Raw genomic sequence first — 26,307 nt, forward strand, 5'->3', positions numbered from 1 at the left:
CTGCTTCATCTTCTTCCCGTCCATAGCGAACGGTAAATCCATTATTCCGCTGCCACTGAGAGAGGCGTCTCATGGCTTTCCATGGGAACGATGCCCAATTTGGCAAACAGCGCCGCATCCGCATTGTCGCCTGCATTTGGTGTGGTCAGCAACTTGTCGCCGGTAAAAATGCTGTTCGCGCCCGCCATGAAGCAAAGGGCCTGACATGCTTCCGACATGCTTTCGCGACCTGCCGACAGCCGCACCATAGATTTTGGCATAATAATACGCGCAACCGCGACCGTGCGGACGAACTCGACCTCGTCGATCTTCGCCATTGGCGTATCGGCCAGCATATCGCCCAGCACCGTGCCCTTGACCGGCACGAGCGCATTGATCGGCACGCTTTCCGGGTGACGTGGCAATGTGGCGAGAGCGTGGAGAAATCCGACGCGGTCCTCACGCGTTTCACCCATGCCGACGATGCCGCCACTGCACACGTTGATGCCGGAGGAACGCACATTTTCCAAGGTTTTGAGCCGGTCGTCGAAGGTCCGCGTGGTGATGACCTTCTCATAATGTTCGGGCGAGGTGTCGATATTATGGTTGTAGTAATCAAGACCTGCATCGGCCAGCATATCCGCCTGCGGCTTTGTCAGCATGCCCAGGGTCATGCACGTTTCCATGCCCATCTGCCGCACGCCTTTAACCATTTCGATGATAGCGGGCATGTCGCGATCCTTGGGATTACGCCATGCAGCGCCCATACAAAAGCGGGATGAGCCGGCATCCTTCGCCTGTGCCGCCGACTGCAACACGCCGCGGACATCCATCAGTTTTTCTGCTTTCAGCCCGCTTTGTGCACTCGCGGACTGGTTGCAATAGCCGCAATCTTCCGGACATCCGCCGGTCTTGATCGATAGCAATGTCGAAAGCTGCACCTCGTTACGCCGATGGCATGCGCGGTGGATGGTCTGGGCCTCGTATAGCAGATCTGCGAAAGGCATATCGAACAGCGCGGCGATTTCCGCGCGCGTCCAGTCGGTGCGGGTCTCCTCCTCCCCTTCAGGGGAGGGGTTATTTTTGATCGTTTTGGTCATTCTGCAGCATCCTTCAGCCCTTCCGGCGGCATGTTATGACCGAGCAGGCGCAGCACGTCAGCGGCGCTTTCGATCACATTACTTCCCGGGCCATAAATCCCCGCCACGCCCGCGTCACGCAGGAACTGATAATCCTGCGCGGGAATGACGCCCCCGGCTACCACCTTGATGTCGCTACGTCCTTTTTCACGCAGCATATTGATCAGTTGCGGAATCAACGTCTTGTGTCCGGCAGCCAGACTGGATGCGCCGATCACATCGACATCTTTTTCCAGCGCCAGATACAGCGTTTCTTCGGGTGTCTGGAACAGGGGACCGCTCACGATTTCGAACCCCATATCGCCAAAGGCCGACGCTATGATGTTTGCGCCGCGATCGTGCCCATCCTGCCCCATTTTAGCGACCAGCATCTTGGGTTTGCGACCCTTGCGCCGCTCGAACGCTTCGACGCCATCCACAACCTGTGTCCAACGATCGTCGCCGGCATAAGCGCCGCCATAAATGCCCTTTACCGGCTTTGGCACAGTGTCATAGCGACCGTATATATCCTCCATCGCCATCGAAATTTCGCCCAGCGTAGCCCGCGCCCGCGCAGCATCGACAGCAAGCGCCAGCACATTACCGTCACCCCTTGCTCCCTCGCGCAAAGCATCCAGTGCTGCGGTGCAAGCCGCCTGGTCACGCCCCGCCTTTACCTTGGCAATGCGCGCGATCTGCGATTCCCGGACAGCGACGTTATCGACGTCGAGAATGTCGATTTTGTCTTCATCCTTCAGGCGGAATTTGTTGACGCCGACAATGACGTCCTCACCCTTGTCCACACGCGCCTGTCGGGCGGCGGCGGCCTCCTCGATCATGCCCTTGGGCCAACCTGCCGCTACGGCCTTTGCCATGCCGCCTTCCGCCTCTACCCGCTCTATTATCTCCCAGGCCTTATCAACCAGATCCTTGGTCAGCGCCTCGATATAATAGCTGCCACCCAGCGGATCGACGACATTGCACATGCCGGTTTCTTCCTGAATGACGATCTGCGTATTGCGGGCAATACGCGCGGAAAAATCGGTGGGAAGAGCAATCGCTTCATCAAGCGCGTTGGTATGGAGCGACTGTGTGCCGCCCAGCATTGCCGCCATCGCTTCAATCGTCGTGCGCATGACGTTGTTGTAGGGATCTTGTTCGGTCAAAGACACGCCAGAGGTCTGGCAATGGGTGCGCAGCATCTTCGAGCGCTCATCCTTTGCGCCCAATTCCGTCATGACCCGATACCAAAGCGTACGCGCGGCACGCAGCTTGGCTATTTCCATGAAGAAATTCATACCAATGGCGAAAAAGAAGCTCAAACGCCCCGCGAACTTGTCGATATCCAGCCCGGACGCCACGCCGTAGCGAACATATTCCGCGCCATCGGCAATGGTGAAGGCCAGTTCCTGCACCTGCGTCGCTCCGGCTTCCTGCATATGATAGCCGGAAATGGAGATACTGTTGAACTTGGGCATGTGCTTCGACGTGTAGCCGAAAATGTCCGAAATGATCCGCACCGAGGGTTCAGGCGGATAAATATAGGTGTTGCGAACCATGAATTCTTTCAGAATGTCGTTCTGAATGGTCCCGGACAGCTTGTCCTGCGAAACGCCCTGCTCTTCTGCCGCAATAATATAAAAGGCGAGGACTGGGATGACAGCGCCGTTCATCGTCATACTGACCGACATTTCGTCGAGCGGGATGCCATCGAACAGAATTTTCATGTCATCGATGGTGTCGATGGCAACACCCGCCTTGCCAACATCGCCGGTCACACGCGGATGGTCGCTATCATAGCCCCTGTGCGTGGCAAGATCGAAGGCGACAGATAAACCCTTTTGTCCTGCAGCCAGATTACGGCGGTAGAAAGCGTTGGACTCCTCTGCCGTGGAAAAACCCGCATATTGCCGGATCGTCCAGGGGCGGCCCGCGTACATGCTGGCCTTCACACCTCGCGTAAAAGGAGCAAAGCCAGGCAGTCCCGGATCAATATCAGCAATATCTTCAGCAGTGTATAGTGGCTTGACGGCAATGCCTTCCGGCGTGTGCCATGTCAGGTCCTTGCCCTTCACTTCCTTCGAAGCAAGCGTGCCCCAGTCTTTCACTGTTGGTCTCTCGGTCATCATTTGCCCTCGAATATGGGAGCGCGTTTCGCAAGAAAGGCCTGCACCCCTGCTTTGAAATCCGCACTATACCCCGCCTCCCGCTGGTGCTGGCGTTCCATTGCCAGCGTCTGGGAGAATGTATTGTCCATAGCCTGTGAAACACCGTTGCGGATCAGGCCAAGTGCGTGTGTCGGCCCCTTTGCCAGCCGCGATGCCAATTCCATTGCTTTGTCCATCAGCACATCGTCATCGACGGTTTTGTGGATCATGCCCCATTGGGCGGCCTGTTCGGCCGGGACCTTTTCGCCCAACATCATCATTTCGATTGCCCGCGCCCGTCCGACCAGTCGCGGTAGCATCCAGGTCGCGCCGCCGTCGGGCACCAGTCCGATATTGACGAAAGCCTGAAGAAAATAAGCCGACCGCGCCGCCACAACGAAATCCGCAACCAGCGCCAACGAACAGCCTATCCCTGCAGTTGCACCATGTACTGCCGCCACCATAGGCAAGGGAGCCGCCATGATCTGTTCGAGACCAGGGTGATAATATTCTTCCAATATCGCGCCCACATCCTCGGGAAGTCCCTCCCCTTGAAGATCTGTGCCGCTACAGAAACCGCGCCCCGCGGCGTTCAGCAATATGGCACGAGCACCCCGCGACGGCATGGTGGCTACCGCATCAACGATTTCCCCCATCATTGCAGGATTCAGTGCATTCAACCGGTCAGGCCGGTTCAGCGTGATCGTGCCGACGCTATCGGCAATGCTGGCCTGAATGGTGTCATAATCGCTCAATGGGATACCTCCTTCGGCACTTCCATCAGTTCAACCAGCACCCCGCCCATATCCTTGGGATGAACGAATATCACCGGCGTTCCATGTGCCCCGATACGTGGTTCACCCAGCACTTTGGCGCCCTTGGCTTCCATCTCCGCCTTGGCGGCATGAATGTCCGGCACTTCAAAACAAACATGGTGCTGGCCGCCCTGCGGATTCTTTTCCAGATATTTGAGAATGGGGCTGTTTTCGCCCAGAGGTTCGATCAGTTCGATCTGGCTATTGGGCGTATCGACAAAACAGACGCGCACACCCTGCGGCGGCAGGTCGAACGGTTCGTGTACCTTCGTTGCGCCAAGCAGATTGACGTACATTTCCACCGATTTTTCGATGGAAGGCGTCGCTACGCCGATATGATTCAAACGACCAATGCTCATCAGAGTTTCTCCACGATCATGGCAATGCCCTGCCCGCCGCCGATGCACATTGTGCAAAGGCCATATTTGCCGCCGGTACGTTCCAACTCATATAGCGCTTTTACGGTCAAAATGGCACCCGTCGCGCCGACCGGATGGCCCAGCGCAATGCCGCTGCCGTTAGGATTGACCTTCTCTGGATCGAAACCCAATTCCTGCGCAACGGCACATGCCTGCGCTGCAAAGGCTTCGTTGCTTTCGATAACATCGATGTCGGCAAGACTGAGGCCCGCGCGCTTGAGTGCGATAGGAACGGCCTTGACCGGCCCTATGCCCATCAATTCCGGCTCCACCCCTGCATGGCCCCAGGCGATGATGCGGCCCATGGGCTTCAGGCCCTTTTCATCGACCGCCTTTTGTGAGGCAAGGACGACTGCCGCCGCGCCATCATTGATACCCGATGCATTTCCCGCTGTTACAGAGCCTTCCTTGTCGAAGGCCGGACGCAGCTTTGCCATTTCATCAAGGTTCGCGTCCCCGCGGACATGCTCATCAGTATCAAACATTGTGACGCCCTTGCGCGTCTTCACTTCGACGGGCAGAATTTGCGATGCGAAGCGCCCTTCCGCTTGTGCCCGCGCGGCCCGCTGGTGGCTGACTATGGCGAGGGCGTCCTGTGCTTCGCGGGTAATCTGGTGCTTTCTGGCGACGTTTTCCGCCGTGATACCCATGTGAAAACCTTCAAATGGGTCACTCAGCACCGTCAACATGGCGTCTACGGCAACGCTGTTCCCCATCTTGGTGCCCCACCGTGCGCTGGTTAGCACATGGGGTGAACGGCTCATGCTTTCCGTTCCGCCGCAAACTGCGATGTCACATTCACCAAGCGCAATCATCTGCGCCGAGGAAATGATCGCCTGTATTCCCGATCCGCAAAGACGGTTGAGCGTCAGCGCAGGAGCCTCGATCGGAAGGCCCGCCTCAATGGCGGCAACACGTGAAAGATATGCATCCTTCGGCTCGCTCTGAATCACCTGGCCCATCACCACATGCTCAACATCACCTGGTTCAATGGCTGCACGCTTGACCGCTTCGGCAATCACCAACGCCCCCAGTTTCGACGGCGCAAAATCCTTGAGCCCGCCGCCAAAGTCGCCGATGGCAGTGCGGACACCGGACAGGATGTAAATGGGTTCAGAGGTCATGTATCAAGTCTCTTTCACATATGCCTGCAGAGCGTGATCTGGCACCCATAGGCTCAGTGGCTCTATCGTTACGACCCGCGACAGGTTCAAGGTGACGCAAGGCTGTTTATAATGGAATATTGTCGTGTTTCTTCCAAGGATTCTCCAGCGCCTTGTTGCGGAGTTTCCGCAAACCCAGCGCAATGCGGCGCCGGGTTGAATGGGGTTGAATCACTTCATCGATGAAGCCCTTGCTCGCTGCAACGAAAGGATTGGCGAAGCGGGCTTCATATTCCTTTGTCCGCTCCGCAATCTTGTCGGGACAGTCCATATCCTGACGAAAAATGATCTCGACCGCACCCTTTGCCCCCATTACCGCGATTTCCGCAGTCGGCCAGGCGTAATTCAGGTCGCCACGCAAATGCTTTGACGCCATGACGTCATACGCCCCGCCATAGGCCTTGCGCGTGATGACCGTGATTTTCGGCACCGTTGCTTCGGCATAGGCGAACAGCAATTTTGCGCCATGTTTAATAATGCCGTCATGTTCCTGACCGACGCCAGGCAGAAAACCCGGCACATCGACAAAAGTGATGATCGGAATGTTGAAAGCGTCACAAAAGCGGACGAAACGCCCCGCCTTCTTCGATGCCTTGATGTCCAGACAACCGGCAAGCACGGTGGGCTGATTGGCGACGATGCCGATTGTGCGGCCCTCGATACGTCCGAAGCCGCATATGATATTGCCGGCATGGGCGGGCTGTACTTCAAAGAAATCACCCTCGTCCACAGTCTTGCGGATCAATTCATGCATATCATAAGGCTGATTGGCATTGGCGGGGATCAGCATATCGAGGCTTTCCTCGATCCTGTCCCACGGGTCCGCCGTTGGCCTTTCGGGCACCTCCTCGCGGTTTGAAAGTGGCAGGAAGTCGATCAAATCGCGGGCAGCGAGCAGCGTCTCGATATCATTTTCAAAGGCGACATCGGCGACACCCGACTTGGTGGTGTGGGTAACCGCACCACCCAATGCTTCCTGCGTTACTATTTCGTTGGTCACTGTCTTTACGACGTCGGGGCCCGTGACGAACATATAGCTGCTGTCCTTCACCATGAAGATGAAGTCTGTCATTGCGGGGGAATAAACCGCGCCGCCTGCGCAGGGGCCCATGACCAATGAAAGCTGCGGCACTACGCCGCTTGCCAATACATTGCGCTGAAACACCTCGGCATAGCCGCCAAGGCTTGCCACGCCTTCCTGTATGCGCGCGCCGCCGCTGTCGTTAAGGCCAATGACCGGCGCCCCAACCTTCAGCGCCATGTCCATGACCTTGCATATTTTTTGGGCATGTCGTTCGGAAAGGGAGCCCCCGAAAACCGTAAAATCCTGGCTGAAGACATAGACAAGACGTCCATTGATCGTGCCAGATCCGGTAACGACCCCGTCGCCGGGAATAACCTGCTCCTGCATGCCGAAATCGACGCAATTATGCTCGACATACATATCGAGTTCTTCGAAGGAATCTTCGTCCAGAAGCACGTCGAGCCGCTCACGTGCGGTCAGCTTTCCTTTGGCGTGCTGGGCAGCAATCCGCTTCGCGCCTCCGCCATGGCGGGCAGCCTGTCGCTTCGCTTCCAGTTGTTCAACAATAGTTTGCATCGGCATCCTAGCTTTTCACGCGCTATCTATAAAGAATGCCCCTTTTCAGCCTTTTATGTCAGCATGCAAATGTGAATTTGCAAAATTGGATATTTGCAAGAAACACAAGGAGTATATGAGGCTAGCCATTAAAGCCCGAATGCCTGTCTGCATGATGTGCGAAATGGCTGGCTCCGGCATAACCACCGTCAATCAGGCTTACAATGGCAATGGCGAGCATCAGGATAATGACCGAAAAAGCGGCAAGGCTCATGGCAAATATGCGATTGCCGCCGTCCCTTGCGCTTTGCAGGGCGCGGCCATCACGCCGTCGACGTGCGACCGCCCGCTCTTCGTCCTGCCCCCAGCGATAGAGGATGATGATCGCAGAAAGCGCAAACATCATACATCCGGGAATCCACATGATGATGCCTCCCGTCTGCTCATCGGTCAACGTGGATACATGCCACATATGACCCGATATCTCGTAAGCCGAATAGAGCGGCACCGTCTTGAAAGTCAGGAATGCGCCCAAAACGATATTCCCCAGCGCCGCTACGACGAACATCGCAAGCCGTGTTGGCAAGCCTGCTCCCGCAGGTACCGGACGTGGATCGAACATAACCGAGAAAAAGAGCAGGCCGGTAATCAGGAGGCTGGTATGCCAGCCATAATGAATAGGCTCGTTCAATATGGCGAGATCGTGCCAGGATGGATACATCCAGAAATAGCTTACCCCCACGAACAACGACGTCGCGATTACGGGAGTGGTCAGAAAGCTGAAAAAACCTCGCACTCCGCCATTGGTCATGATCGGCCCGGCAAGCCGACGCTTCATACCAGCGGGCAGGCCGCGCATCAACACAGCCTGCGGTCCGGCAAGAAAAATCAGCATCGGCCCCATCGTTCGCAACAGCATATGTTCAACCTGATGAACCGCAAAAATGTGGTCTGCGAGGCGTTCGATCGGAGAAACAAGCGCCAGGAACAGTGCCACAAGTCCTCCTGCGAACGCAGCGATCCGCCAGGCCGATGGTTGTTGTCCCCGCATGGCCCCACGGCCATAAACGATTGCCGCCAGCAACAATGCCGCAATGATCTCCGGCGACCAGTGCCAAAGGGACCAGAAAGACTGCCCCTCATGAATTTCGCCACCATGCGCAAAAGCCTTGGCAGGAAGCGTTAACCCGACAAGAACGGCAAGCGCGCGGACACGGTATTTTCTATCCATGGCCGGCTGATAGCCACAAGCAGGCGCAAAGTTAACCCCCTGAAACTAGGCGTCCCCTGCGTCCTACCGCATCAGCACCAGTTCTTCCGCCATACTGGGATGCAGAGCCACCGTATCATCGAAGGCCTGCTTGGTAAGGCCTGCTTTCACCGCGATAGCCGCCGCCTGGAGGATTTCCGGTGCATCGGGACCGATCATGTGAAGACCGACGACCTTTCCGGTTTCGGCATTGCAGATCATCTTGTAAAGGCCGCGCTCATTCCGTCCCGCCAGCACATTCTTCATGGCGCGAAAATCCGACGTGTATACTTTGATCGATCCCAAGGTATTGCGTGCTTCCGCCTCTGTCATGCCAACTCCGGCCATTGGGGGATGGCTGAATACCGCCGATGGAATGCAGTTATAATCCACGGTATGTGGATTATTATCGAACACCGTATCGGCAAATGCCTGACCTTCGCGGATCGCAACGGGGGTCAGTTGCACCCGGTTGGTGACATCGCCCACTGCATAGATGCTGGGGCAAGTCGATTGGCTATAGTCATCCACCTTGATCGCGCCCTGTCCATCCAGTTCCACCGCCGCATTTTCAAGGCCCAGCCCTTCTGTCTTGGGCTTTCGACCAGTAGCAAAGAGCAGCACGTCGCAATCGATCGGATCGCAACCCTTCATATGGACGGTCAGTGACCCATCATCCTTCTTCACCACTTTTTCAAAGGGGGCATTGAAGCGGAAATCTATGCCCTTCATCATGCTGATCTGAAGCAAGCGGTCGCGAATTTGTTCATCATACCCGCGCAATATCGTGTCGGACCGGTTGACGATGGTCACATGCGCCCCGAACTCATGGAATATTCCGGCAAATTCATTGGCAATATAACCACCGCCTGCAATCACGACACGGCGAGGCATGGTTTCCAGATGAAACACCTCATTGGAGGTAATGCCGTACTCGGCACCCTCGCAGTCGGGCACCATCGGCCATGCTCCGACCGCGACGAGGATGTATTTTGCGGTAAGCGTTCGCCCACTTGCCAGCCTCACTTCATGCGGGCCGGCGATGGTGGCCCGTTCATGAATGATCTCTACGCCATGATTGTCAAGGGTCTGGGTATATAGGCCATTCAATCGGTCCACGTCAGCCAGCACATTATCGCGCAGCACCGGCCAGTTGAAAGTGCAATCCGGCACATCCCAGCCAAAACGCCTGGCGTCCTGCAAATCCTCGGCAAAATGCGCGCCATAAACGAGCAGCTTCTTGGGTACACAGCCCCGGATGACGCATGTGCCGCCGACCCTGTATTCTTCAGCCACGGCGACTTTTGCGCCATGCGCGGCCGAAACCCGGGCAGCACGCACCCCGCCCGATCCTGCGCCGATCACGAACAGGTCATAATCATAGTCGCTCATATCAACACTCCTGATGCTGGGCCGCGATATGGCGGAGCGGAGCGACAGTTACAAATGGCTTTTGTTGATCAAGCTGATCGAAGCGACGCCGCATTCATCCCAACGCCAGCTCAATCAGCGCCATGGTAGACGGGTCAAAGCCTTTGGGTCCGTCCTTTTCGATTGATCTGGCAATTTCCTTGCCTAGTTCCACACCGAACTGATCGAATGGATTGATGTCCATCAGAACCGCATTGGCAAAGGTGCGATGTTCATAAAAGGCAATCAAGGCGCCCAGGATTTCAGGCGTCACATCATCCAGCAACAATGTTGTCGAAGGCCTGTTTCCCGGATAGGCGCGTGCCGGATCGTCCGCGTTTTCGCGCCCCTGCATCAACGCCGCCCCTTGGGCAAAACAGTTGACGAGCAACGTATCGTGATGGGCTGGGTCAAGCGAATGCCCTGGCTCTATAGCGGCAATAAATTCGACAGGCACGATATGACTGCCCTGGTGTAAAAGCTGGAACACGGCGTGTTGGGCATCCGTGCCCACCCCGCCCCAGGTGATAGGCGCAGTGGGACCATCGACGGGCTTACCGTCTTTTGTGACGCTTTTGCCGTTACTCTCCATTTCAAGTTGCTGGAGATAGGACGGCAACAGCCGCAGCCTCTCGTCATAAGCAAAGACCGCTCGCGTTTGACACTGCATGACGCGGGCATAATATTGATCGACAAAGGCCGCGATCACAGGCGCATTCTTGTGGAAATCGGCCAGACGGAAATGCCGGTCCATCGCCGCAGCCCCTTCCAGTAAACTTTCGAACGCGTCCCAGCCAAGCGCCATAGCGGCCGGAAAACCAATCGAGGACCACAGCGAGTAACGTCCACCCACGCTTTCGCCAAAAGGCAGGACGCGGGTTTCATCGACGCCCCATTCCATTGCCTTTTCGGGCGAGGCGGTCAGCGCGATGACGCGGCCATAGGGATCGTCCACGCCATCCTCAATCATCCAGGTGATGACGCTTTGCGCGTTCAACATGGTTTCAGTCGTGGTGAATGTCTTTGACGCCACGACCAGCAAGGTCGCACTGGGATCAAAGCGTGCCATGGCCTCTTCCAGCGCGGCGCCGTCGACATTGGAGACAATCGCGACATCATAACGGCCCGAATGGCGGCCAAGCGCGTCGACGATCAGATTGGGACCAAGCGCCGAACCACCAATGCCGACATGCAAGATGTGGCGAACCGAACCGAACGCTTCGCCTTCCACGGCATCGATCAGGGCGCGCATCCGATTGTGCAGGGTCTTGGCGCGGGAGACGCTTTCCGGGTTCCCCTCGCCACGTTCGGCCATATGTTCGGCGGCCCGCCCCTCGCTCACATTGACGGCTTCACCCTGAAACAATGCCTCGCGTGCCTTCACCAGTCCTGTGGCATCGGCCAGATCAACAAATCTGTCCATCAATGCAGGCGTCAAGTGGGTTTTTGACCAGTCAAACCGGATACCGCCCTTGGCCAAGGTGAATGCCGACAACCGATCAGGGTTGTTCGCAAATATCGATTTCAATTCAGGAACAGGTTCCTTGTTAATCGCATCCCAAGCCGCTTTACGATCCATCGTCGTCCTTTCCGTTCTTCCAGCCCGCACGCCGATTCATTCGCCATATAGACCATCATCGGTGAAATTGCATGGTCGCAGCGCCCCTTGACGCTAGGCATCTTCCGCATCAAAGCGGTGGCCCATGACCGGCAGCGCTTACAAAGGCGGAATTATGAAACAAAAATCGGAAACAGGGGACTTCCTGTTTTTCCTTGTGAAGCTTGGCCTTTTTGTCTTCGTGCTGCGCAGCTTCATCATTTCGCCCTTCAATATCCCTTCAGAATCCATGCAGCCCCGCCTGTTGATCGGGGATTATCTGCTCGTTGCCAAATGGCCCTATGGATATTCGCGCTATAGCCTGCCCTTCAGTCTGCCGCTGATTTCAGGACGCATATTGCCGCATACACCCGAACGCGGTGACGTGGTGGTGTTCAAGGCACCCCCGACACAGCGGCAGGATTATATCAAGCGCGTCATCGGACTGCCCGGTGACATGATTCAAGTGAAGGACGGCACGGTCTATCTGAATGGCAAAGCGATCCCCAAAAAGCGGATCGAGGATTTGCAGTTACCCGTCACGCAGAACATGACCGACGCCACGGCCAAGGAAAATGCGCTATCCCCCTGTTATCGCGCTAAATTCGAGGTTGTGGAAAAAGACGGAACACGCATCTGCCGTTATCCCCAATATCGTGAAACATTGCCCAATGGGAAAAGCTATAATGTGCTCGATCTGGAGGACGGAATGGCTGACAATACCGACGTATATCTGGTACCTGAGCGCCATTTATTCCTGATGGGCGACAATCGCGACCGCAGCGCGGACAGCCGTTTTCCGGCAGTCGATGGCGGCGGTATCGGCCTGGTGCCAGAGGAAAATCTGGTCGGCAAAGCTCTGGTTTCGGTATTCTCGACTGACGGCTCGGCCAACTGGTTCTTGCCCTGGACCTGGTTCACGGCAGCGCGCCTGAATCGTATTGGGGAAGGTTTTTGAAGCGACCCGAAACATCTGCATGGGTCAAGGAACAGCTTGGCCACGTTCCGGATAATCCGGGCCTGTTCACCGAAGCACTGACTCATGGAAGTCATGGACCGCAAAATTACGAACGGCTCGAATTCCTGGGCGACCGGGTATTGGGCCTGATCATGGCGGAATGGTTGTATGAACATTTCGCGAGTGAGCCGGAGGGCAAGCTGTCGCGTCGGCTGAATGCCTTGGTCGCCGGGGAAACATGCGCGGAAGTGGCGCGAAAAATCGGCCTGCCGCCGCATATGCATCTGGGCAAGCAGGCGCGCGACGACGGGGCTGCGGATAGCGACAATGTTTTGGGCGACGTACTCGAAGCATTGATCGGCGCGCTCTTCATTGATGGCGGGATGGACGCGGCAAAGGCATTTGTCCGCCGCGCCTGGAACGATCGGGTGGACAGCCAGCAAACGGCACCCAAACATCCCAAATCTGCGCTACAGGAATGGGCCGCCGCCCATCGTCGCAAACCTCCCGAATATGAACTGACGGGCAAATCCGGCCCACCCCATAATCCGCGTTTCATAGTCACCGTCGCCATCAAGGGCGTGGGTGACGCATCAGCGGAAGGCAGTTCGAAACAGGAAGCAGAAACCGCAGCGGCGCAAAAAATGCTAAAGGAATTGGAATAATGCAACGCTGTGGTCTAGTCGCCATTGTTGGCGCGCCCAATGCGGGCAAATCCACCCTCGTCAACGCGCTGGTTGGACAGAAAATCGCCATCACATCTGCCAAGGCGCAAACCACGCGCACCCGCCTTCTGGGTGTTGCGCTGGAGGGCGAGGTGCAAATCATGCTGGTGGATACGCCTGGCATATTCGAACCGCGCCGCCGTCTTGATCGAGCCATGGTGCAAGCCGCATGGGGCGGCACACAGGATGCCGATCTAATCGCGCTGGTGATCGATTCCAAAACTGGGCTTGGGAAAAAAGTCGAAATCATCGTTGAATCGCTCAAAGCCCGCAAAGAGCCCAAGCTGCTGATCCTCAACAAAGTCGATATATCGGCCAAGGAAAAGCTCTTGGTTCATGCCAAGAAACTCAATGAAGCTATTGAATTTACAGAAACATTTTTTGTCAGCGCTGCCACCGGCGACGGATTACCCGAACTCAAAACTGCTCTTGCCAGCGCGATGCCGGAGGGGCCTTGGCATTTCCCTGCCGATCAGGTTTCCGATGCGACGGACAGGATGCTGGCGGCTGAAATCACGCGTGAACAGCTTTATCACCAACTGCACGCCGAACTGCCTTATGCCAGTGCGGTGGAGACTGAAAAATATACAGAACGCCAGGATGGATCGGTTGAAATCCACCAGCAAATCCTGATTGGCCGCTCCAGTCAGCGCGCTATCATCCTGGGCAAGGGCGGCGTACGCCTCAAGGAAATAGGATCGCGGGCCAGGGCGGAACTGGCCCGGATTCTGGGTCGGAAAGTGCACCTCTACCTGCATGTAAAAGTGAAGGCCGGTTGGGAAGATGATCGCAGCCTGTATCGAGAAATCGGACTCGATTGGGTGGATTAATCGTTCCGCAGCCTAAATAACTTTTCCTTCAAGCCGATATTTCATATGGTTTAATCGTCCTTTACCTCTTCAACAGCGGTTCGGGATCTGGGGAACAGATATGAACACTATAGTCAGGTCGCCGGACCAGCCCAATGCGACGCATTTTCAAACCAGTGAGCTACGCTACAGCGTGATGATCAAGGGCCGGCTTATAAACGATGATTTTCGTGACGGGCTGGCACTGCGCATTCTCAACATATCCGAAGGCGGGATCATGGCCGCGATTCCCTACGGCGTTCGGGTTTATAGTGAAGTCATGATCGAACTGCGCAACATTCCGCCAGTCAGTGGCCGTATTGCGTGGTGCCGAAAGGACAGGATCGGTGTTGCATTCGATGAAAAGATCGATCTCGACCTGTTTTTCGGACGCCAGGATGCCCAAAAGGGCATGGCGCAGAACAGTTCGGCGATGAACCAGCCCCTGATCCGAAAATTGAATAGCTGACGGGCACTCTTTGCGTGATCAAAAAGCAGGCGGAAACTAGCCATCCGTCCCTACCGTACCACCCGGAATAGCCATTTCCGTTAACCCTGCCGGTTGTTAAAACCTTTGGGTTAGGAGTAGCCCAAGGTGGTCCCGAGTTTGAATCAGCATGTGTTCGGCAGGCACGCCAAGCGATCTGACCGGACATTTAAATCGCTTCTGGCATTCCCGAGGTCCCTCTTGCTGGGATCTGACCCGGAGTGGCTTATCGGGATCGGTCGACTGATCACGGCGCTATTTGCTGTCGTGGCGATTTATCTCGATCCGACACAACCGGCCGTTTTCATGCGTGAGGCGAAGGTAACACTCGCGCTTTATGTCATTTTTGCACTGTTGATGGTCCTCTTCCCACTTCGCCGGCCACTCGACAGTACGGTACATATCGCGGTCCATTCCGTCGACGTTCTGGTTCTTGGCTGGCTTGCTTTTCTGACCAACGAACTCACCAGCCCTTTTTTCTCCTTTCTTCCATTCATCCTTCTGGCGACAACGATGCGTTGGGGTTTGCGAGGCGCCATCGCAGGAGCCGCGGTCCTGGAAACCTTACTTATCGTCATTGGGCTACCTGATCTCGATGACGGCGAGTCCGAACTCAACGTGCTTATTATGCGCTCGTCCTATTTTATTGTGGCGGCGGTGATGCTTGGCTATTTCGGTGCGTACCGGGAACGCAGCCGACAACGACTTGCCCGGCTGGCGGATTGGCCTTTCGATGCAGTAGCGGGAGATCGGCAGCATTGGCTGGGCCATCTTTTTCAGCATGCCGCCGATGTGCTGGGTGATCCCCGTCTGCTCGTCTTATGGCGCGATCAGGACGACCCGACGGGCAGCATCGCCTATTGGAGCAATGGCGAATTGAAACTGATAGATATTTCCGGCGAAACTTTCTGGTCCCGGTACGACCCGGAACAACGTCATCAGCCGGGACGCAATACCACTGGAACTGCCCAGACCGCCGAAGTGATCGCTATTCTCAATTCCCAACCGGAACTGGCCGCTGAATCAGGAAAGCCCATGCGATATGCATGCTCTGCAACCTTTTCCAGTATCCAATACCGTGGACGTGTCTTTGTGATCGATCCGGCCTGCCATCCTGATGAAAGCCTGTCACTAACTGGTATCATCGCCACCCGAATGGCGTCGGAACTGGAACGACTGGCGTTGATGCAGCAGACGGCGGAAACGGCTCGCTCGCAGGAGCGTGTCCGGCTGGCGCGGGATATGCATGACAGCATCCTCCAGGATTTGACCGCCGCGAGCCTGAAGCTCAAAATGATCACCGGCACCGTCTCCGGCGAGGCCAAATCGCAGCTTGCCGATGTCAATTCGCTGGTATTCGACCAACAGCGCCGCATCCGAAAATTCGTCGAGGACCAGCGATCGCCCGCCAAAACTGCCGAGACCGAACTTTCCGTAGCACTGAATCAGTGCGCACTGCTCCTTCGGCGGCAATGGGACTGCCGGATCGACCTTGTTCTCGACCCTCCCGATGTCGAGGTTCCCAACCGGATGTCACATGAGCTTTCCCAAATCATTTCCGAGGCCACGGCCAATGCGGTCCGTCATGGAGGAGCGACACTGGTGCGTGTCAGACTGGCGCAGAAGGCCACTGGCCTGAAACTCGAGATCACCGACAATGGTTCTGGCATCCTGAATGCGCAAGAGACCAAGCGGCCGCTTTCATTGACAGCGCGGGTCACGGAATTGGGCGGCACCCTGTCCGTGAACCGCCTTGCACCCGGTTTCAGCCTGCTTATCACGCTGCCGCTTGCTATGGAGCTTTCCTGAAATGGAGCTTTGCCGATGCATTCGGTAATCCTTGCGGACGATCATCCGCTGCTGTTGCGCAGTCTGAAGGATGTGATCAGCGCCGACCCGGATTTTCGTGTTGTTGGTGCGACAACCAGCGGGACGAAAGCACTCTCCCTGATCCGTAGCCATCAACCGAATTTGGCGGTGCTTGATGTCTCCATGCCGGATATCGGGGGATTGGATATCCTGCGGACGATTTACGAATATAATCTGCCGGTCAAGGTGATCTTCCTCACGGCAACTCTGACCGGACGACAGATCGCGGACGCGATGGCCATGGGGATAAGGGGGCTCCTGCTCAAGGAATATGCGACCGAAACGCTGCTGGATTGCATGCGCAAAGTAGCCGACGGAGAGAAATGGCTGCCATCCGAGCTGGTTGCCAAAGCAACGCATGACACGCGGAGCAGCGGCGCCGAGCGATTGAGCCAACTGACCACCCGCGAACGTGAGGTCGCGAACCTGATTTGCGCCGGGTTGTCCAATCGATCCATCGCCGGAAAACTGGGAACATCGGAAGGAACGGTCAGAATCCACCTTCATAACATGTATCAGAAACTGAATATCAGCAACCGCACCGCACTCGCGGCGCTTCATTTCGAGCACCGGGCTGAACGCAATGGCTGACCTGCCTTCATGGTGGCACAGGCGGAGGGGTGGCATCATGAGCATACTCCGGATCGGCCTTGGAGTTGGCGTCGGAGCGGCATTCCTTGTCCTTCTTTTCCGTCATGTGGATTTTGCGACGGTGAATGCCATCCTGGGCCGCGCACTGATATGGCCGCTTCTATTGGCGCTGCTCGCCTATGCGGCCGATTTCGTTCTGCGCGCCGTGCGGTTCTGGGTCATGCTGCTGGCGATCACCGGTCGTCCATTGCCCTTGAAGCCCAGCATCAGCCCGTTCATCGCGAGCTTCGGTATAAGCGACATCCTCCCGTTGCGGGCAGGAGACGGTTTCAGGATAATATGGTTCAACCGCCAGTTCGGTATTCCCGCCGGAACGCTGATCGGCGCCATGCTGGTCGAACGGGTGCTTGATCTGGTGTCGATTCTTGCGCTCGGAGGGATCGCGCTGGCGCTGGTCGGCGTGTCTGCGCCATCGGTCCTCGTCACCAATTTTCAGCTTGTCCTGGGCCTCACCCTTTTTGTCTGTCTGGCGATATTGTTCGCGCCAACACTGCTGTCCCGCCTGCTGGAGCGGCTGACATTCCGGGGTGCGGCAACTCCCGTAGCGGCGGTGCTGGGGGCGCTGCGCTCCACCTCAGCCGCCGTTCAGCACATGGGAAACTGGCGTAGACTGGCCCTGCTCACCGCTTTTTCCTTGGCTTGCTGGCTGCTGGAAAGCATTGTCTTGCTCTGTGCCTGGTTCAGCCTCGGCGGCAGCGTCAGCGAGATAATGAAAGCTTTTCTTGCCTTTGTTTTCAGCACGCTCGGCACGCTGGTCCCCAGTCTTCCCGGTCATTTCGGCTCGTTCGAATATTTCGGGGTGCAAGCATTTACTCTGACGGGCGTCGATCCTTCATTTGCAACAGCCGTGGTGTTGCTGGCACACCTCCTGCTTTGGGCGCCGACAGCAATATTCGGAGTGGTCTGGTTGCTGATGGGTTCAGCGCGGTCGCCAGTACATGCGCCCGCTCCCTTGCAACCCTGATATTCAGGACGCCTGTTTCACCAACCATAATATGCCCTGCCGCAGGGGGGATCGATGCGGCGAAGCTTCGATGGTACGCAGGCCCGCGTTGGCGCAGTACCAGTCATAGCTTTCGTGCAGCATGTCGGTGTTTGAATATCTCGGTCGCCAACCCATCTTCAGGAGTGGAGCGACGTCGAAATGGCATTCCTTGTGATAGGTCAGATAGTGCCAGGGTACGAGTGGCGACACGTGCATATAGTATAATATGCGAAGCGCATTGATGGCCAGCGTTTCGGGAAGGCTCTTCACCCTGGAAGCGCTGCCTGCATAACGCACAAGCTCTTCGAGATCACCGCGCAAAGTGCCGAAACGGTCCGTTCCGACGTTGTAGGTTCCAGCCTTTCCGGCATCAAGCGCGAGCATATAGAAATCCATAAGGTCATGGGCGTGAATGAACTGGAGCCGATTCTCACCGCTGCCGATGACATAGACGTTCCGGTTCTCCCTGATCCATTCGAACAGCACCTGAAATATACCAAGGCGCCCTGCCCCCAATGTAGCGCGCGGCCGGATGGTGATGAGCGGAATGTCATGGCGCGCGCAGATATCGGCCATGATTTTTTCACCCGCCAGCTTTGATTTGCCATAGGGTTCGACGGGGCATAGCGGTGTATCCGAAGTGATTGCACTGGCCGGAGGAATGCCAAAAACAGCCGTGGTGCTGATATGGATCACCGCCTTCACTTTGGCCTTTGCCGCCTCTTCGGCAACGATGCGGGTTCCTTCCACATTGACATCCCAATAGCGGCGGCCAGCCCCTGTTTGGGCAACGAGCGCCGCATTGTGATGAACGACGTCCACGCCGCGCATGGCCTTTGCAACGCCATCGCGGTTCAAGACGCTGCTATCGACGAATTCAATGTCATTGGGACGCGACGGGTCGGCCCAAATATCGAGCAGACGAACATTCTCGCCCCTGTCCCGCAATCGCCGCGCAGCAAGGTTGCCGATAAAACCGGAGCCTCCGGTGATGAGATGCTTCATGGTTGCCCCTGCCAAGTCAATCGTGCGATGCGGTTCAACGAAACCCGTCCTCGATCGCTTTGCATGCATTGCGATGCGCAACTGCCATCACGGTTCCTTGAGGATTGACGACCGTAGGGCCACAAAGCAGCGATGCATCGGCGATATACAGCCGGTCGGCACCGTGCACGCGCCCGAAGGAATCCGTGGCGCATAACCCTTTATTCTCCCCCATCGGACAGGACGAGAAGACATGCACCGATGTTGCGCTGGAATCGGATCGGTCGAGCGTGGCGGGCAATGCGTGGACATCCGCCAAAGAATATAGCGCTGGATATCCGAGAATACATGGATATACGACCTTGGCGCCTGCGGCAAAAAGCGCTTCCGCCAATCGTTTCAGTCCTTCGGCGAGTTGGCTACGCTCTGCGGCGCCTTGGCTGATCGTGACCAGAGGATCACGAAAGCCGGGCAAGTTCCGGACCTTCGCATATCCGCTCTTGTTCTGGACATAATAGATCGCCATTCGCCGCCAGTTCCGGTCGACCTGTTCCAGGTGATCGGGATGGGCAGCCATGGCAAGGGCGAGCATCGGGCGCGTGCTGATGGAGCAGCCCATACCAAAACGCGGTTCGAACTCCTTGATCTGGTGAACGGGGTCCTGATCGCCCGGTTTCTGGACGTCCTCATCAAAGAGAGCGACGACTTTCAGCATCGGGTGAAAGCGAAGTGAATTGCCTATATTTCTGGCAAATCCCGATCGACGGAGGAGCGCTGGCGTCTGCACTGCCCCGCACGCGACGAACACAATATCCGCCGAAATATCAATGTGCCTCGGGGGAGATGATTTTGGTGCATGTCGCGCGCTGATCCGCCAGCGACCGCCCGAACGTGTCAGCCGGCTCACCCGAGTATCGGCGATCAGATGCCCGCCTGCATCCAGGAAACGGGGAATAAAGGTTTCCGACATCGACTGCTTGCGACCGGGCGCACCATAGCGATAGAGGCGCGGCGCCTCGATGGCGTTCCAGCCGAGACTGTTTGCGCCTTCCTGCAGCCGCGTCGAGAGCAGCGACGCTTGGTCCGGCAGATATTCGACATGCGCAGTTTTTTCGCAGGCCATGAAATGGGGCATCAAATCGTCGCTCAACAGGTCTTGCACGCCGAATTCTGCCCGCCATTGTTCCAATATATAGTCGGGGATGCGATGGTACAGCCCGCGATTGACCTCGCTGCCGCCACCCACGCATCTGCCTTCGACATAAGCAATTTTAGTGCGGCCAAATGCGATGTTGACGCCGCCATTTCGATATTTCTGCAAAATCTCTGTGTTAGAAAAATGCGGTGCAGAGTTAATGGACAGGTTCGCGCCTTCCTCTAGCAGCAGGACGGATCGTCCCGTCTCGGCGCACAGGGCAGCCGTGACCGCGCCGCCCGGCCCCGACCCGATAACGGCGATATCAGCAGCCATTTCCGCGGCGAGGGGATCAACCCTACTCATGGCCACCGCTCCATTCATAATCCTGACCGTAAAGCTCCGAATAAAGGCCGAAAACCGCCATCGTCCTATAATAAGTCATCAGCGCGCGCCGAAATTGCAGCCGTGAACTTTCCCATACTTTGATGTGAGCGATCCGTTCTGCAAGGCCAAGCCGGTGAAAGGGCTTGCCTTTAAAGGGATAGGATGAGGCATCGAACAGCAAGGTGAGGATGCGGAAAGCCATGCGAAGATAGTCAGGCATTTTTGCATGAGCCATCAGCAGGAATTCCGACACACGCTCCACCGTCTCGCAACGCTCTGGCGTGGCCTGCCGCTGCCCGATCATGGCATCGGTCAACGCCCGGACAGTTCGATCGAAACGGCGCGGCACCGATGGCCGGTGTTGCAAACCAGCGCTTGAAACCGATAGCGCGGTCGGCGGGACGAGAGGCCTATCCATGGCCGGTGGCAATCGAAGGAGACTCCGGCACATGCAAGCCCGGTTGCGTGCGATTACCTTCCAATCCTCGCGCAGCCCGAAGGATCGGTTGGAACAATGGATCGGTATAGGAAAAAAATGTATCCGCTCTTACCCCAGGACGCCGGGACCGGATGATCGCTCGCATGCCGACGCGCCGGGCAGCCTCCCAATCCCGATCAAATCTATCGCCGACCATCAGGGATCTCCCTGCATCCATGCCGGTCAGCCTCAATATCTTGTACAAGCCGGCCGGATCGGGTTTCAGCCGCCCTACATCCTCGTCGTTCGCGGAAACGACCAGATGCGGCTTCAACCCCAGAGCATCCAGCTTGGCGGCGGCAGGATAATCAGAAAAAATGGCAATGGTCCTGTTCGATGCGGCAAGCGCTTCGAAAAGCGGCTGAACACCAGGATAGCGATAACCATGAAAGTGGCGGAGCGGTCGCTGCTCGATCCATTCCGAAACAAGATTGCGCACATTTTCCACTGAACAACCGCATTGTGTAGCGGTGAGCGCATATTGGCGGTTTACGAAATCATCACCCGCCTCTTCGCCCAGCGCCTCACGGTATTGCCGAAAGGTCCGAAGTACCCTGATCGTATGCAGACTTCCGGAGCGGATGGTCTGCCGCATCAAGGCAGCGAGCATCCGGGCGCGCAGCCGCCTTTGGTCATATAGCGTGCCGTCGACATCGAAGATGATCAGATCAATGTCATCCCAGTTCATGGGCATCATCCCCTTGATGACAGCATTATTTCACCGATATGAAGCTTGGCTTCGACAGATAATCCAGCAGCGGCATATCAACGAATGTAGCGAGCAGGAGCATCAGGATGACCGCGCCCAGCGCGATCGAAAGGCGACGCGAGCGAAACAGCCTTTCGGGTCTCTGCGCGATGGAGTTTTTCAACAACGACAACCACAAGTATAGCGCAAAGAGAATCGCAATGCTGGGCAAGGCGACGATATATTCCAGCCGGTATTTGATCAGGAATATCGCAATGAAGAAAGCCGACAAGATCGCGTAGAGAAAACAGGAAACGGTCAGGTTTTCCGCCGTATAGAATTTGAATGAACGCCGGTAGCGCTGTAGCAGCCCAACGCCTGCATCCGTTGAAATATCCCGATATTCCGAAAGACGCTTTGCCCCCATCAAAAAGGCGCCCCCCATCCAGTAGGCCAGCAGCAGACTGCTTGGCGGCAGGGTGGTCGGGTCGATCATGGTCCATCCCAGCATCAACCGGATAGGGTTATTGACGGACTCGCTGATGACGTCGAGATAGACCCTGTCCTTGGTCCTTACCGGATTGACGTTATAGATCAGGCCGGAAAACAGGAACAGAACCGACGTATAGAAGAATGGCGCCGACAGCTGAAACGCCAACAGAAGGCCGACAGCGGCCAACAGAACATATTCGATATAGACAAACGATGGATAAAGCTCGGCATTGACGGCCGTGCGGCCCGATTTTACCGGGTGGAAGGCATCGAAATGACGGTCCAGCCATTCATTGATTACATAGTTCGCAGAAGCAATCGCAATTGCGCTGCCAAATCCGATAACCAGCGCCATAATGCTGTGGTTCAACGATGGATCTCGCAACGCATAGGCCAGAATCATGCCCGGAATGATGAAGACATGCTTTGTCACATGATCGAATCGGGCCATAGCCAGATAGTCTCGAAGCGCTCCTTTCCGCCGGACCGCGACACCGCTTGCCGCCAGTCCCGCTTGGCTGCCCATGACACCAACTTCCCCAGCTTTCATGATCTGGTCCATCAGTCCGTTCCCTCTGCGACAGTGGGCGATGCCGCATAGATGCGACCGTCGCGCTCGCTATTGATGAGTTTCAGATTGAGCAGACGTTTCAGTTCCGCCTCTGAAGCCAGATAGAAGCGCCAGTCGACATCATCGAAAAAGACGACAAACGCATTCTCTTGGGCAAGCTTGAGACGCAGGCTTTCAACCTGTTTTAGATAAGGATTGCGCGGATCATCGAGGCCGGTCCGCCACTGTATACGATAGGGGATATAATGGGCGCTGCGCTTTGTCAGATAGCCCATGACATCTACGCCATTACTATAGATCAAGGCGTCCGCGGGCAGCCTATCAACGGCTTGCATGGTCGGCGAAGATGCCCATGTGCGACTGACGAAACCAATACCTTCACGATAATCGTCGTGCGTCCTGTCCACGGTGCGGACCATGTGGCTTGCCAGGATGAGGGCCGCAAGGCCAACCAGCATCCAGTGAAGGCCGCGGACAGGCCCCCTTGCTGCAGAGGCATGCGCAAGCAGAATCGTCATCATGATTACGCTCGTCACATACACCGGGAAAGTATAACGACCGTTCAGCAGCAGGTTCGCCTCGATGGCGGTCGAAAGCAGGAGAAAACCTGTATAGGACAGAAAGAAGAGGCCAAGCGCCACCGGGAGCATGGCCTCGACCACTCTGGTCTCACGCGCCAGCGCAAACACGCGTCGCCCATGCCAGACAGACAGCCAGGCACCGCCCAGCAATACCAGACAAAGAACCCCGACAGTTACCGCCAACGGCAATTGGCTCGGCAATAGCAGCGTCGTATAAGCTTTAAGGCTTGCCATCCAGGTGGTGGCGTCCATCGTGCCGTAGAATTTAAGCTCCCGTCCAATAGAACGGCCCGCGACAGCTTCGCTAATGAACGCCCAGAGTATGAACACAGCCCCGCTTACGACTGCCAGCCTGATCGCGTCCATGAATCGCTCTACGAAACGATGACGCGGGTTGAGAATGATGCACAGCGCGATGGCAGCGCCCAAAGGCGGCGCGGTAAAGCGCACGAGAGTTGCAAGGCCAACGGCAATACCGCATGCAAACAGCCAGGTCTGGCTTTCAGTCTCCCAAAAGCGCATCATAACGAGCACCGTCACCAGAATGGCGAATATAAACAGCGGCTCCGACATGGCCATCGCATGCAGCGAAACAAATGGCGGTGCGAAAATAATGAGCGCTGTGCCAACGGCGGCGTAGGCGTATTTTCCGGTGGTCCGCACCAGAATGTGCCAGATCAGGACGGTGTTGGCGCAAAGGATTACGAACCCAATCAGTTTTGCAGCATATGCGACACTGAGGCCCGTTGCCGTTGTTGCCATCAATAACCAGGGATAGAGCGGCGCATCGAAGGGCCGATCGTCGATGTTCATGTAACGTGTGCTATCCGGCAGTATCCCGATACCGTATCTGGTGCACAACAGGAACAATATGGCGGACGCCAGGACAAAGGCCATTCCGCCGACCCAGAAGAGCAGGTTGGTATTATCCCCGAACGCAATATCGCGGCGGCTCATGACCGCACTGGAGTCATAGAACATTGCTTCACCTTCCCTTTCTTCTGGTGACGACCATGAATGTGTCGTCCTGGGTTCAGGAAAAAACGCGCTTCAGGTTCTTGGCAACGAAGCGAACGACTGCGTCGGTTATGCCTTTGGCGAAAATATCATCCAGAGCCGCGATGAGCATATCGATCTGCTCTTCCCGAACGATGAGCGGCGGCATGAAGTGCAGCATGTCACGGGCGCCGGGCTGAAAATGCACCAGGAGATTATGGCGCTCGTAAAGTTCGCGAGCGAGGCTGGCGATCAGGACCGTTTGATATGTCAGAAATAGCGGATTTCTGGAGATATCCACCAGTTTTGACGCCATGTCCTGCTGGAAATTGAGGCGAATGGCCTGGAACAACCCCTTGCCCCGTACCTCCAGGACGGTGCCCGGATATTTCTGCTTCAACCCATGGAGGCCCTTGGCCAGATAGTCGCCCATGACCGCGGCGTTATCTATAAGATGGTCGCGCTGAAGCACATTCAACGTTTCAATCGCCACTGCGCAGCTTTCACCAAGGCCGCTGAAACTGGAACTGTGCAGGTTGCAATCCTGCTTGTTGCCATAGGCGCGGTCGAACAGTGTCTGCGACGTCACCATCGCCCCCATCGCACGCTTGCCCCCGCCCAGCGTTTTGGCCAAGGTCACGATGTCCGGAACGACATCTTCATATTGAAAGGCACAGAACCTGCCGGTTCTGCCGGTCCCCACCTTCACCTCATCGAAGATCGAGAGGATATCATGCTTCCGGCAGACCTGCGCCAGTTCGGTAAGGAACCCTTTTGGCGCTACCTCGCATGCCGTGCCCCGGATCGGCTCGACAATGGCCGCAATGATGCGGTTGCCGCCATGCCCAATCGTTTCCGCCTCGATTGCTCCCCTGACTGCGCTGATGTCGCCATAAGGTACGCAGACTATATTTTCCTTGGGGATTCCCATTAAAAACCCGCGCTGAAAATCGGCAGCCGTGGTCAGCGACAGCGCCCCATGAGTTTTGCCGTGGAAAGCGCCCTGCATGCAGAGAAATTTTGTTTTGCCCTTGGGCGTCTGGATACGCTCACACAGCTTCATCGCCGCTTCATTCGCCTCTGACCCGGAAACAGCGAAGAAGGACACCTTCAAGGGATCAGGCAGATATTGCGCCAGATTGTATGCAAGCGCACCTTGCAGCTTGTGAGGGGCGAGCTTTATGCAGTCGATGACATTCCTGTCATGGCACTTGTTTTCCGCCGCTACAATTTGCGGATGGTTGTGCCCCAGCGCGGCGACGCCCAGTCCAGCCGAAAAGTCCAGCAGCGTCCGGCCATCGGCAAGCCAGATTTCCATGCCCCGCGCGCCTTGAATATCCATGTCTTTCAGGCCAAGCACGTCAAAGACCTGCAACATGTATTTGTTCAAGTGATCTGCATAAAGTTTATTTGCAGCGTCAATATCCAGATCAAGACTTTGATCGAGCGTCAGCAGCCGCAAATCGTCATGTTCATGATCGGCTATTTCTTCTTCAACGGACAGGGCAGTCAACATGGGCTTCTCCCCCCAAATGGCGTTCTATCTCCTGCATAAGCGGAACCGCATCCTTACGGAATTTAGCAAGCGTCATACTCCCCATGCCATGGCCCACTAATCCCTTGTGGGTAGCGAAATGGACCACGCTTCTGTCTACTTTCTGGAACAGGTCGTGCGCGGATGAGACGGGTCAGATGACCAGTAAGATTATCTGACCGGACTTGAATTCGATGTCCGCATTTTCTGCGGTATATTGCAGGACCAGCTATCTTCGCTGCGCTTTTCATTGCCGGCGCATTCCTGTTGCCTGCCCGCGCAAGGACCACCGCCGATGTACACTATCCGCTTTCAATGAACGGACCGGCTGCCCTGTATTGGAAGACCAGGACCCCCGGATAGCGCCGGATTACAAAGACCAGTTCGACCTAGTCACCCGGAACTGTAATCCACCTCATTGATTCACGCCTCTTTGAGGAGATGAACAATGCTAGGTCGGCA

General features: G+C 56.3%; 23 protein-coding genes. 7 read left to right on the forward strand and 16 right to left on the reverse strand.

Annotated features, from left to right (window positions below; all coding sequences use genetic code 11):
• Positions 1-41: 41 nt before the first annotated feature.
• From bioB to pgi, 9 genes are all read right to left on the reverse strand, one after another.
• Entirely contained in the window at positions 42-1,079 is a 1,038-nt protein-coding gene (gene bioB / locus L3X40_RS14040; protein ID WP_237366175.1) for a biotin synthase BioB, read from the reverse strand.
• Complete coding sequence (scpA, locus tag L3X40_RS14045; protein WP_237366213.1) at positions 1,076-3,223, reverse strand: methylmalonyl-CoA mutase; 2,148 nt, start codon at positions 3,221-3,223, stop codon at positions 1,076-1,078. The genes bioB and scpA overlap by 4 nt, the downstream gene beginning before the upstream one ends.
• Positions 3,223-3,999 (reverse strand): enoyl-CoA hydratase-related protein, encoded by a 777-nt coding sequence (locus L3X40_RS14050; RefSeq protein WP_237366176.1) that lies wholly within the window; start codon positions 3,997-3,999, stop codon positions 3,223-3,225. The genes scpA and L3X40_RS14050 overlap by 1 nt, the downstream gene beginning before the upstream one ends.
• Positions 3,996-4,418 carry a methylmalonyl-CoA epimerase gene (gene mce, locus L3X40_RS14055; RefSeq protein WP_237366177.1) on the reverse strand — a complete coding sequence of 141 codons (423 nt, stop codon included), beginning with the start codon at positions 4,416-4,418 and terminating at the stop codon, positions 3,996-3,998. Before mce ends, L3X40_RS14050 begins: the two co-directional genes overlap by 4 nt.
• On the reverse strand, positions 4,418-5,602 hold the full coding sequence (locus tag L3X40_RS14060) for an acetyl-CoA C-acyltransferase family protein (protein ID WP_237366178.1): 1,185 nt from the start codon (positions 5,600-5,602) through the stop codon (positions 4,418-4,420). Before L3X40_RS14060 ends, mce begins: the two co-directional genes overlap by 1 nt.
• 106 nt (positions 5,603-5,708) lie before the next feature.
• On the reverse strand, positions 5,709-7,241 hold the full coding sequence (locus tag L3X40_RS14065; RefSeq protein ID WP_237366179.1) for an acyl-CoA carboxylase subunit beta: 1,533 nt from the start codon (positions 7,239-7,241) through the stop codon (positions 5,709-5,711).
• A gap of 121 nt (positions 7,242-7,362) precedes the next feature.
• Positions 7,363-8,451, reverse strand: a complete 1,089-nt coding sequence (locus L3X40_RS14070) for a cytochrome c oxidase assembly protein (RefSeq protein ID WP_237366180.1) — start codon at positions 8,449-8,451, stop codon at positions 7,363-7,365.
• A 63-nt stretch (positions 8,452-8,514) separates the two neighbouring features.
• Positions 8,515-9,861, reverse strand: coding sequence for a glutathione-disulfide reductase (gene gorA, locus L3X40_RS14075; protein ID WP_237366181.1), 1,347 nt, complete (start codon positions 9,859-9,861; stop codon positions 8,515-8,517).
• A gap of 94 nt (positions 9,862-9,955) precedes the next feature.
• On the reverse strand, positions 9,956-11,458 hold the full coding sequence (pgi, locus tag L3X40_RS14080) for a glucose-6-phosphate isomerase (RefSeq protein WP_237366182.1): 1,503 nt from the start codon (positions 11,456-11,458) through the stop codon (positions 9,956-9,958).
• Between the two features lie 154 nt (positions 11,459-11,612).
• Here pgi and lepB point away from each other — a divergent pair, with 154 nt between their 5' ends.
• The 7 genes from lepB (at position 11,613) to L3X40_RS14115 (ending at position 17,978) form a co-directional block, all read left to right on the forward strand.
• On the forward strand, positions 11,613-12,434 hold the full coding sequence (lepB, locus tag L3X40_RS14085; protein ID WP_237366183.1) for a signal peptidase I: 822 nt from the start codon (positions 11,613-11,615) through the stop codon (positions 12,432-12,434).
• Entirely contained in the window at positions 12,431-13,099 is a 669-nt protein-coding gene (gene rnc / locus L3X40_RS14090; protein ID WP_237366184.1) for a ribonuclease III, read from the forward strand. The genes lepB and rnc overlap by 4 nt, the downstream gene beginning before the upstream one ends.
• Complete coding sequence (gene era / locus L3X40_RS14095; protein WP_237366185.1) at positions 13,099-13,989, forward strand: GTPase Era; 891 nt, start codon at positions 13,099-13,101, stop codon at positions 13,987-13,989. The genes rnc and era overlap by 1 nt, the downstream gene beginning before the upstream one ends.
• A 100-nt stretch (positions 13,990-14,089) precedes the next feature.
• Positions 14,090-14,476, forward strand: coding sequence for a PilZ domain-containing protein (locus L3X40_RS14100; protein WP_237366186.1), 387 nt, complete (start codon positions 14,090-14,092; stop codon positions 14,474-14,476).
• Positions 14,477-14,695: 219 nt separating this feature from the next.
• Positions 14,696-16,303, forward strand: a complete 1,608-nt coding sequence (locus tag L3X40_RS14105) for a sensor histidine kinase (protein ID WP_237366187.1) — start codon at positions 14,696-14,698, stop codon at positions 16,301-16,303.
• Positions 16,304-16,318: 15 nt separating this feature from the next.
• Complete coding sequence (locus tag L3X40_RS14110; protein WP_237366191.1) at positions 16,319-16,954, forward strand: response regulator; 636 nt, start codon at positions 16,319-16,321, stop codon at positions 16,952-16,954.
• A 37-nt stretch (positions 16,955-16,991) separates the two neighbouring features.
• Entirely contained in the window at positions 16,992-17,978 is a 987-nt protein-coding gene (locus L3X40_RS14115) for a lysylphosphatidylglycerol synthase transmembrane domain-containing protein (RefSeq protein WP_237366193.1), read from the forward strand.
• Positions 17,979-17,981: 3 nt separating this feature from the next.
• Here L3X40_RS14115 and L3X40_RS14120 read toward each other — a convergent pair whose 3' ends face one another.
• From L3X40_RS14120 to L3X40_RS14150, 7 genes are read right to left on the reverse strand one after another with little or no spacing between them, the layout of a single operon-like run.
• Positions 17,982-19,004: an NAD-dependent epimerase/dehydratase family protein gene (locus L3X40_RS14120; protein WP_237366195.1), complete on the reverse strand. Its 1,023-nt coding sequence runs from the start codon at positions 19,002-19,004 to the stop codon at positions 17,982-17,984.
• A 34-nt stretch (positions 19,005-19,038) separates the two neighbouring features.
• Positions 19,039-20,484 (reverse strand): GMC family oxidoreductase N-terminal domain-containing protein, encoded by a 1,446-nt coding sequence (locus tag L3X40_RS14125; protein WP_237366196.1) that lies wholly within the window; start codon positions 20,482-20,484, stop codon positions 19,039-19,041.
• Positions 20,477-20,923 (reverse strand): hypothetical protein, encoded by a 447-nt coding sequence (locus L3X40_RS14130; protein ID WP_237366198.1) that lies wholly within the window; start codon positions 20,921-20,923, stop codon positions 20,477-20,479. Before L3X40_RS14130 ends, L3X40_RS14125 begins: the two co-directional genes overlap by 8 nt.
• Positions 20,916-21,671, reverse strand: coding sequence for an HAD family hydrolase (locus L3X40_RS14135; protein WP_237366200.1), 756 nt, complete (start codon positions 21,669-21,671; stop codon positions 20,916-20,918). The genes L3X40_RS14130 and L3X40_RS14135 overlap by 8 nt, the downstream gene beginning before the upstream one ends.
• Positions 21,672-21,696: 25 nt before the next feature.
• A complete protein-coding gene (locus tag L3X40_RS14140) occupies positions 21,697-22,725 on the reverse strand; it encodes a UbiA family prenyltransferase (protein ID WP_237366202.1) in 1,029 nt (342 codons plus the stop codon).
• Entirely contained in the window at positions 22,725-24,296 is a 1,572-nt protein-coding gene (locus tag L3X40_RS14145; RefSeq protein WP_237366204.1) for a glycosyltransferase family 39 protein, read from the reverse strand. The genes L3X40_RS14140 and L3X40_RS14145 overlap by 1 nt, the downstream gene beginning before the upstream one ends.
• Before the next feature lie 52 nt (positions 24,297-24,348).
• Entirely contained in the window at positions 24,349-25,827 is a 1,479-nt protein-coding gene (locus L3X40_RS14150; protein ID WP_237366206.1) for a class-III pyridoxal-phosphate-dependent aminotransferase, read from the reverse strand.
• Between the last annotated feature and the right edge of the window lie 480 nt (positions 25,828-26,307).

The sequence above is a fragment of the Rhizorhapis sp. SPR117 genome (assembly GCF_021742065.1).

Bases quoted from the DNA above. Each gene is read 5' to 3' on its own strand.
- L3X40_RS14140 (WP_237366202.1), bottom strand. From the start codon at position 22,725: ATGGACCAGATCATGAAAGCTGGGGAAGTTGGTGTCATGGGCAGCCAA.
- L3X40_RS14135 (WP_237366200.1), bottom strand. From the start codon at position 21,671: ATGAACTGGGATGACATTGATCTGATCATCTTCGATGTCGACGGCACG.
- bioB (WP_237366175.1), bottom strand. From the start codon at position 1,079: ATGACCAAAACGATCAAAAATAACCCCTCCCCTGAAGGGGAGGAGGAG.
- scpA (WP_237366213.1), bottom strand. From the start codon at position 3,223: ATGACCGAGAGACCAACAGTGAAAGACTGGGGCACGCTTGCTTCGAAG.
- L3X40_RS14065 (WP_237366179.1), bottom strand. From the start codon at position 7,241: ATGCAAACTATTGTTGAACAACTGGAAGCGAAGCGACAGGCTGCCCGC.
- L3X40_RS14145 (WP_237366204.1), bottom strand. From the start codon at position 24,296: ATGTTCTATGACTCCAGTGCGGTCATGAGCCGCCGCGATATTGCGTTC.
- L3X40_RS14110 (WP_237366191.1), top strand. From the start codon at position 16,319: ATGCATTCGGTAATCCTTGCGGACGATCATCCGCTGCTGTTGCGCAGT.
- L3X40_RS14060 (WP_237366178.1), bottom strand. From the start codon at position 5,602: ATGACCTCTGAACCCATTTACATCCTGTCCGGTGTCCGCACTGCCATC.
- L3X40_RS14120 (WP_237366195.1), bottom strand. From the start codon at position 19,004: ATGAAGCATCTCATCACCGGAGGCTCCGGTTTTATCGGCAACCTTGCT.
- L3X40_RS14130 (WP_237366198.1), bottom strand. From the start codon at position 20,923: ATGGATAGGCCTCTCGTCCCGCCGACCGCGCTATCGGTTTCAAGCGCT.
- L3X40_RS14125 (WP_237366196.1), bottom strand. From the start codon at position 20,484: ATGAGTAGGGTTGATCCCCTCGCCGCGGAAATGGCTGCTGATATCGCC.
- L3X40_RS14150 (WP_237366206.1), bottom strand. From the start codon at position 25,827: ATGTTGACTGCCCTGTCCGTTGAAGAAGAAATAGCCGATCATGAACAT.
- L3X40_RS14115 (WP_237366193.1), top strand. From the start codon at position 16,992: ATGAGCATACTCCGGATCGGCCTTGGAGTTGGCGTCGGAGCGGCATTC.
- era (WP_237366185.1), top strand. From the start codon at position 13,099: ATGCAACGCTGTGGTCTAGTCGCCATTGTTGGCGCGCCCAATGCGGGC.
- L3X40_RS14100 (WP_237366186.1), top strand. From the start codon at position 14,090: ATGAACACTATAGTCAGGTCGCCGGACCAGCCCAATGCGACGCATTTT.
- gorA (WP_237366181.1), bottom strand. From the start codon at position 9,861: ATGAGCGACTATGATTATGACCTGTTCGTGATCGGCGCAGGATCGGGC.
- pgi (WP_237366182.1), bottom strand. From the start codon at position 11,458: ATGGATCGTAAAGCGGCTTGGGATGCGATTAACAAGGAACCTGTTCCT.
- mce (WP_237366177.1), bottom strand. From the start codon at position 4,418: ATGAGCATTGGTCGTTTGAATCATATCGGCGTAGCGACGCCTTCCATC.
- L3X40_RS14070 (WP_237366180.1), bottom strand. From the start codon at position 8,451: ATGGATAGAAAATACCGTGTCCGCGCGCTTGCCGTTCTTGTCGGGTTA.
- lepB (WP_237366183.1), top strand. From the start codon at position 11,613: ATGAAACAAAAATCGGAAACAGGGGACTTCCTGTTTTTCCTTGTGAAG.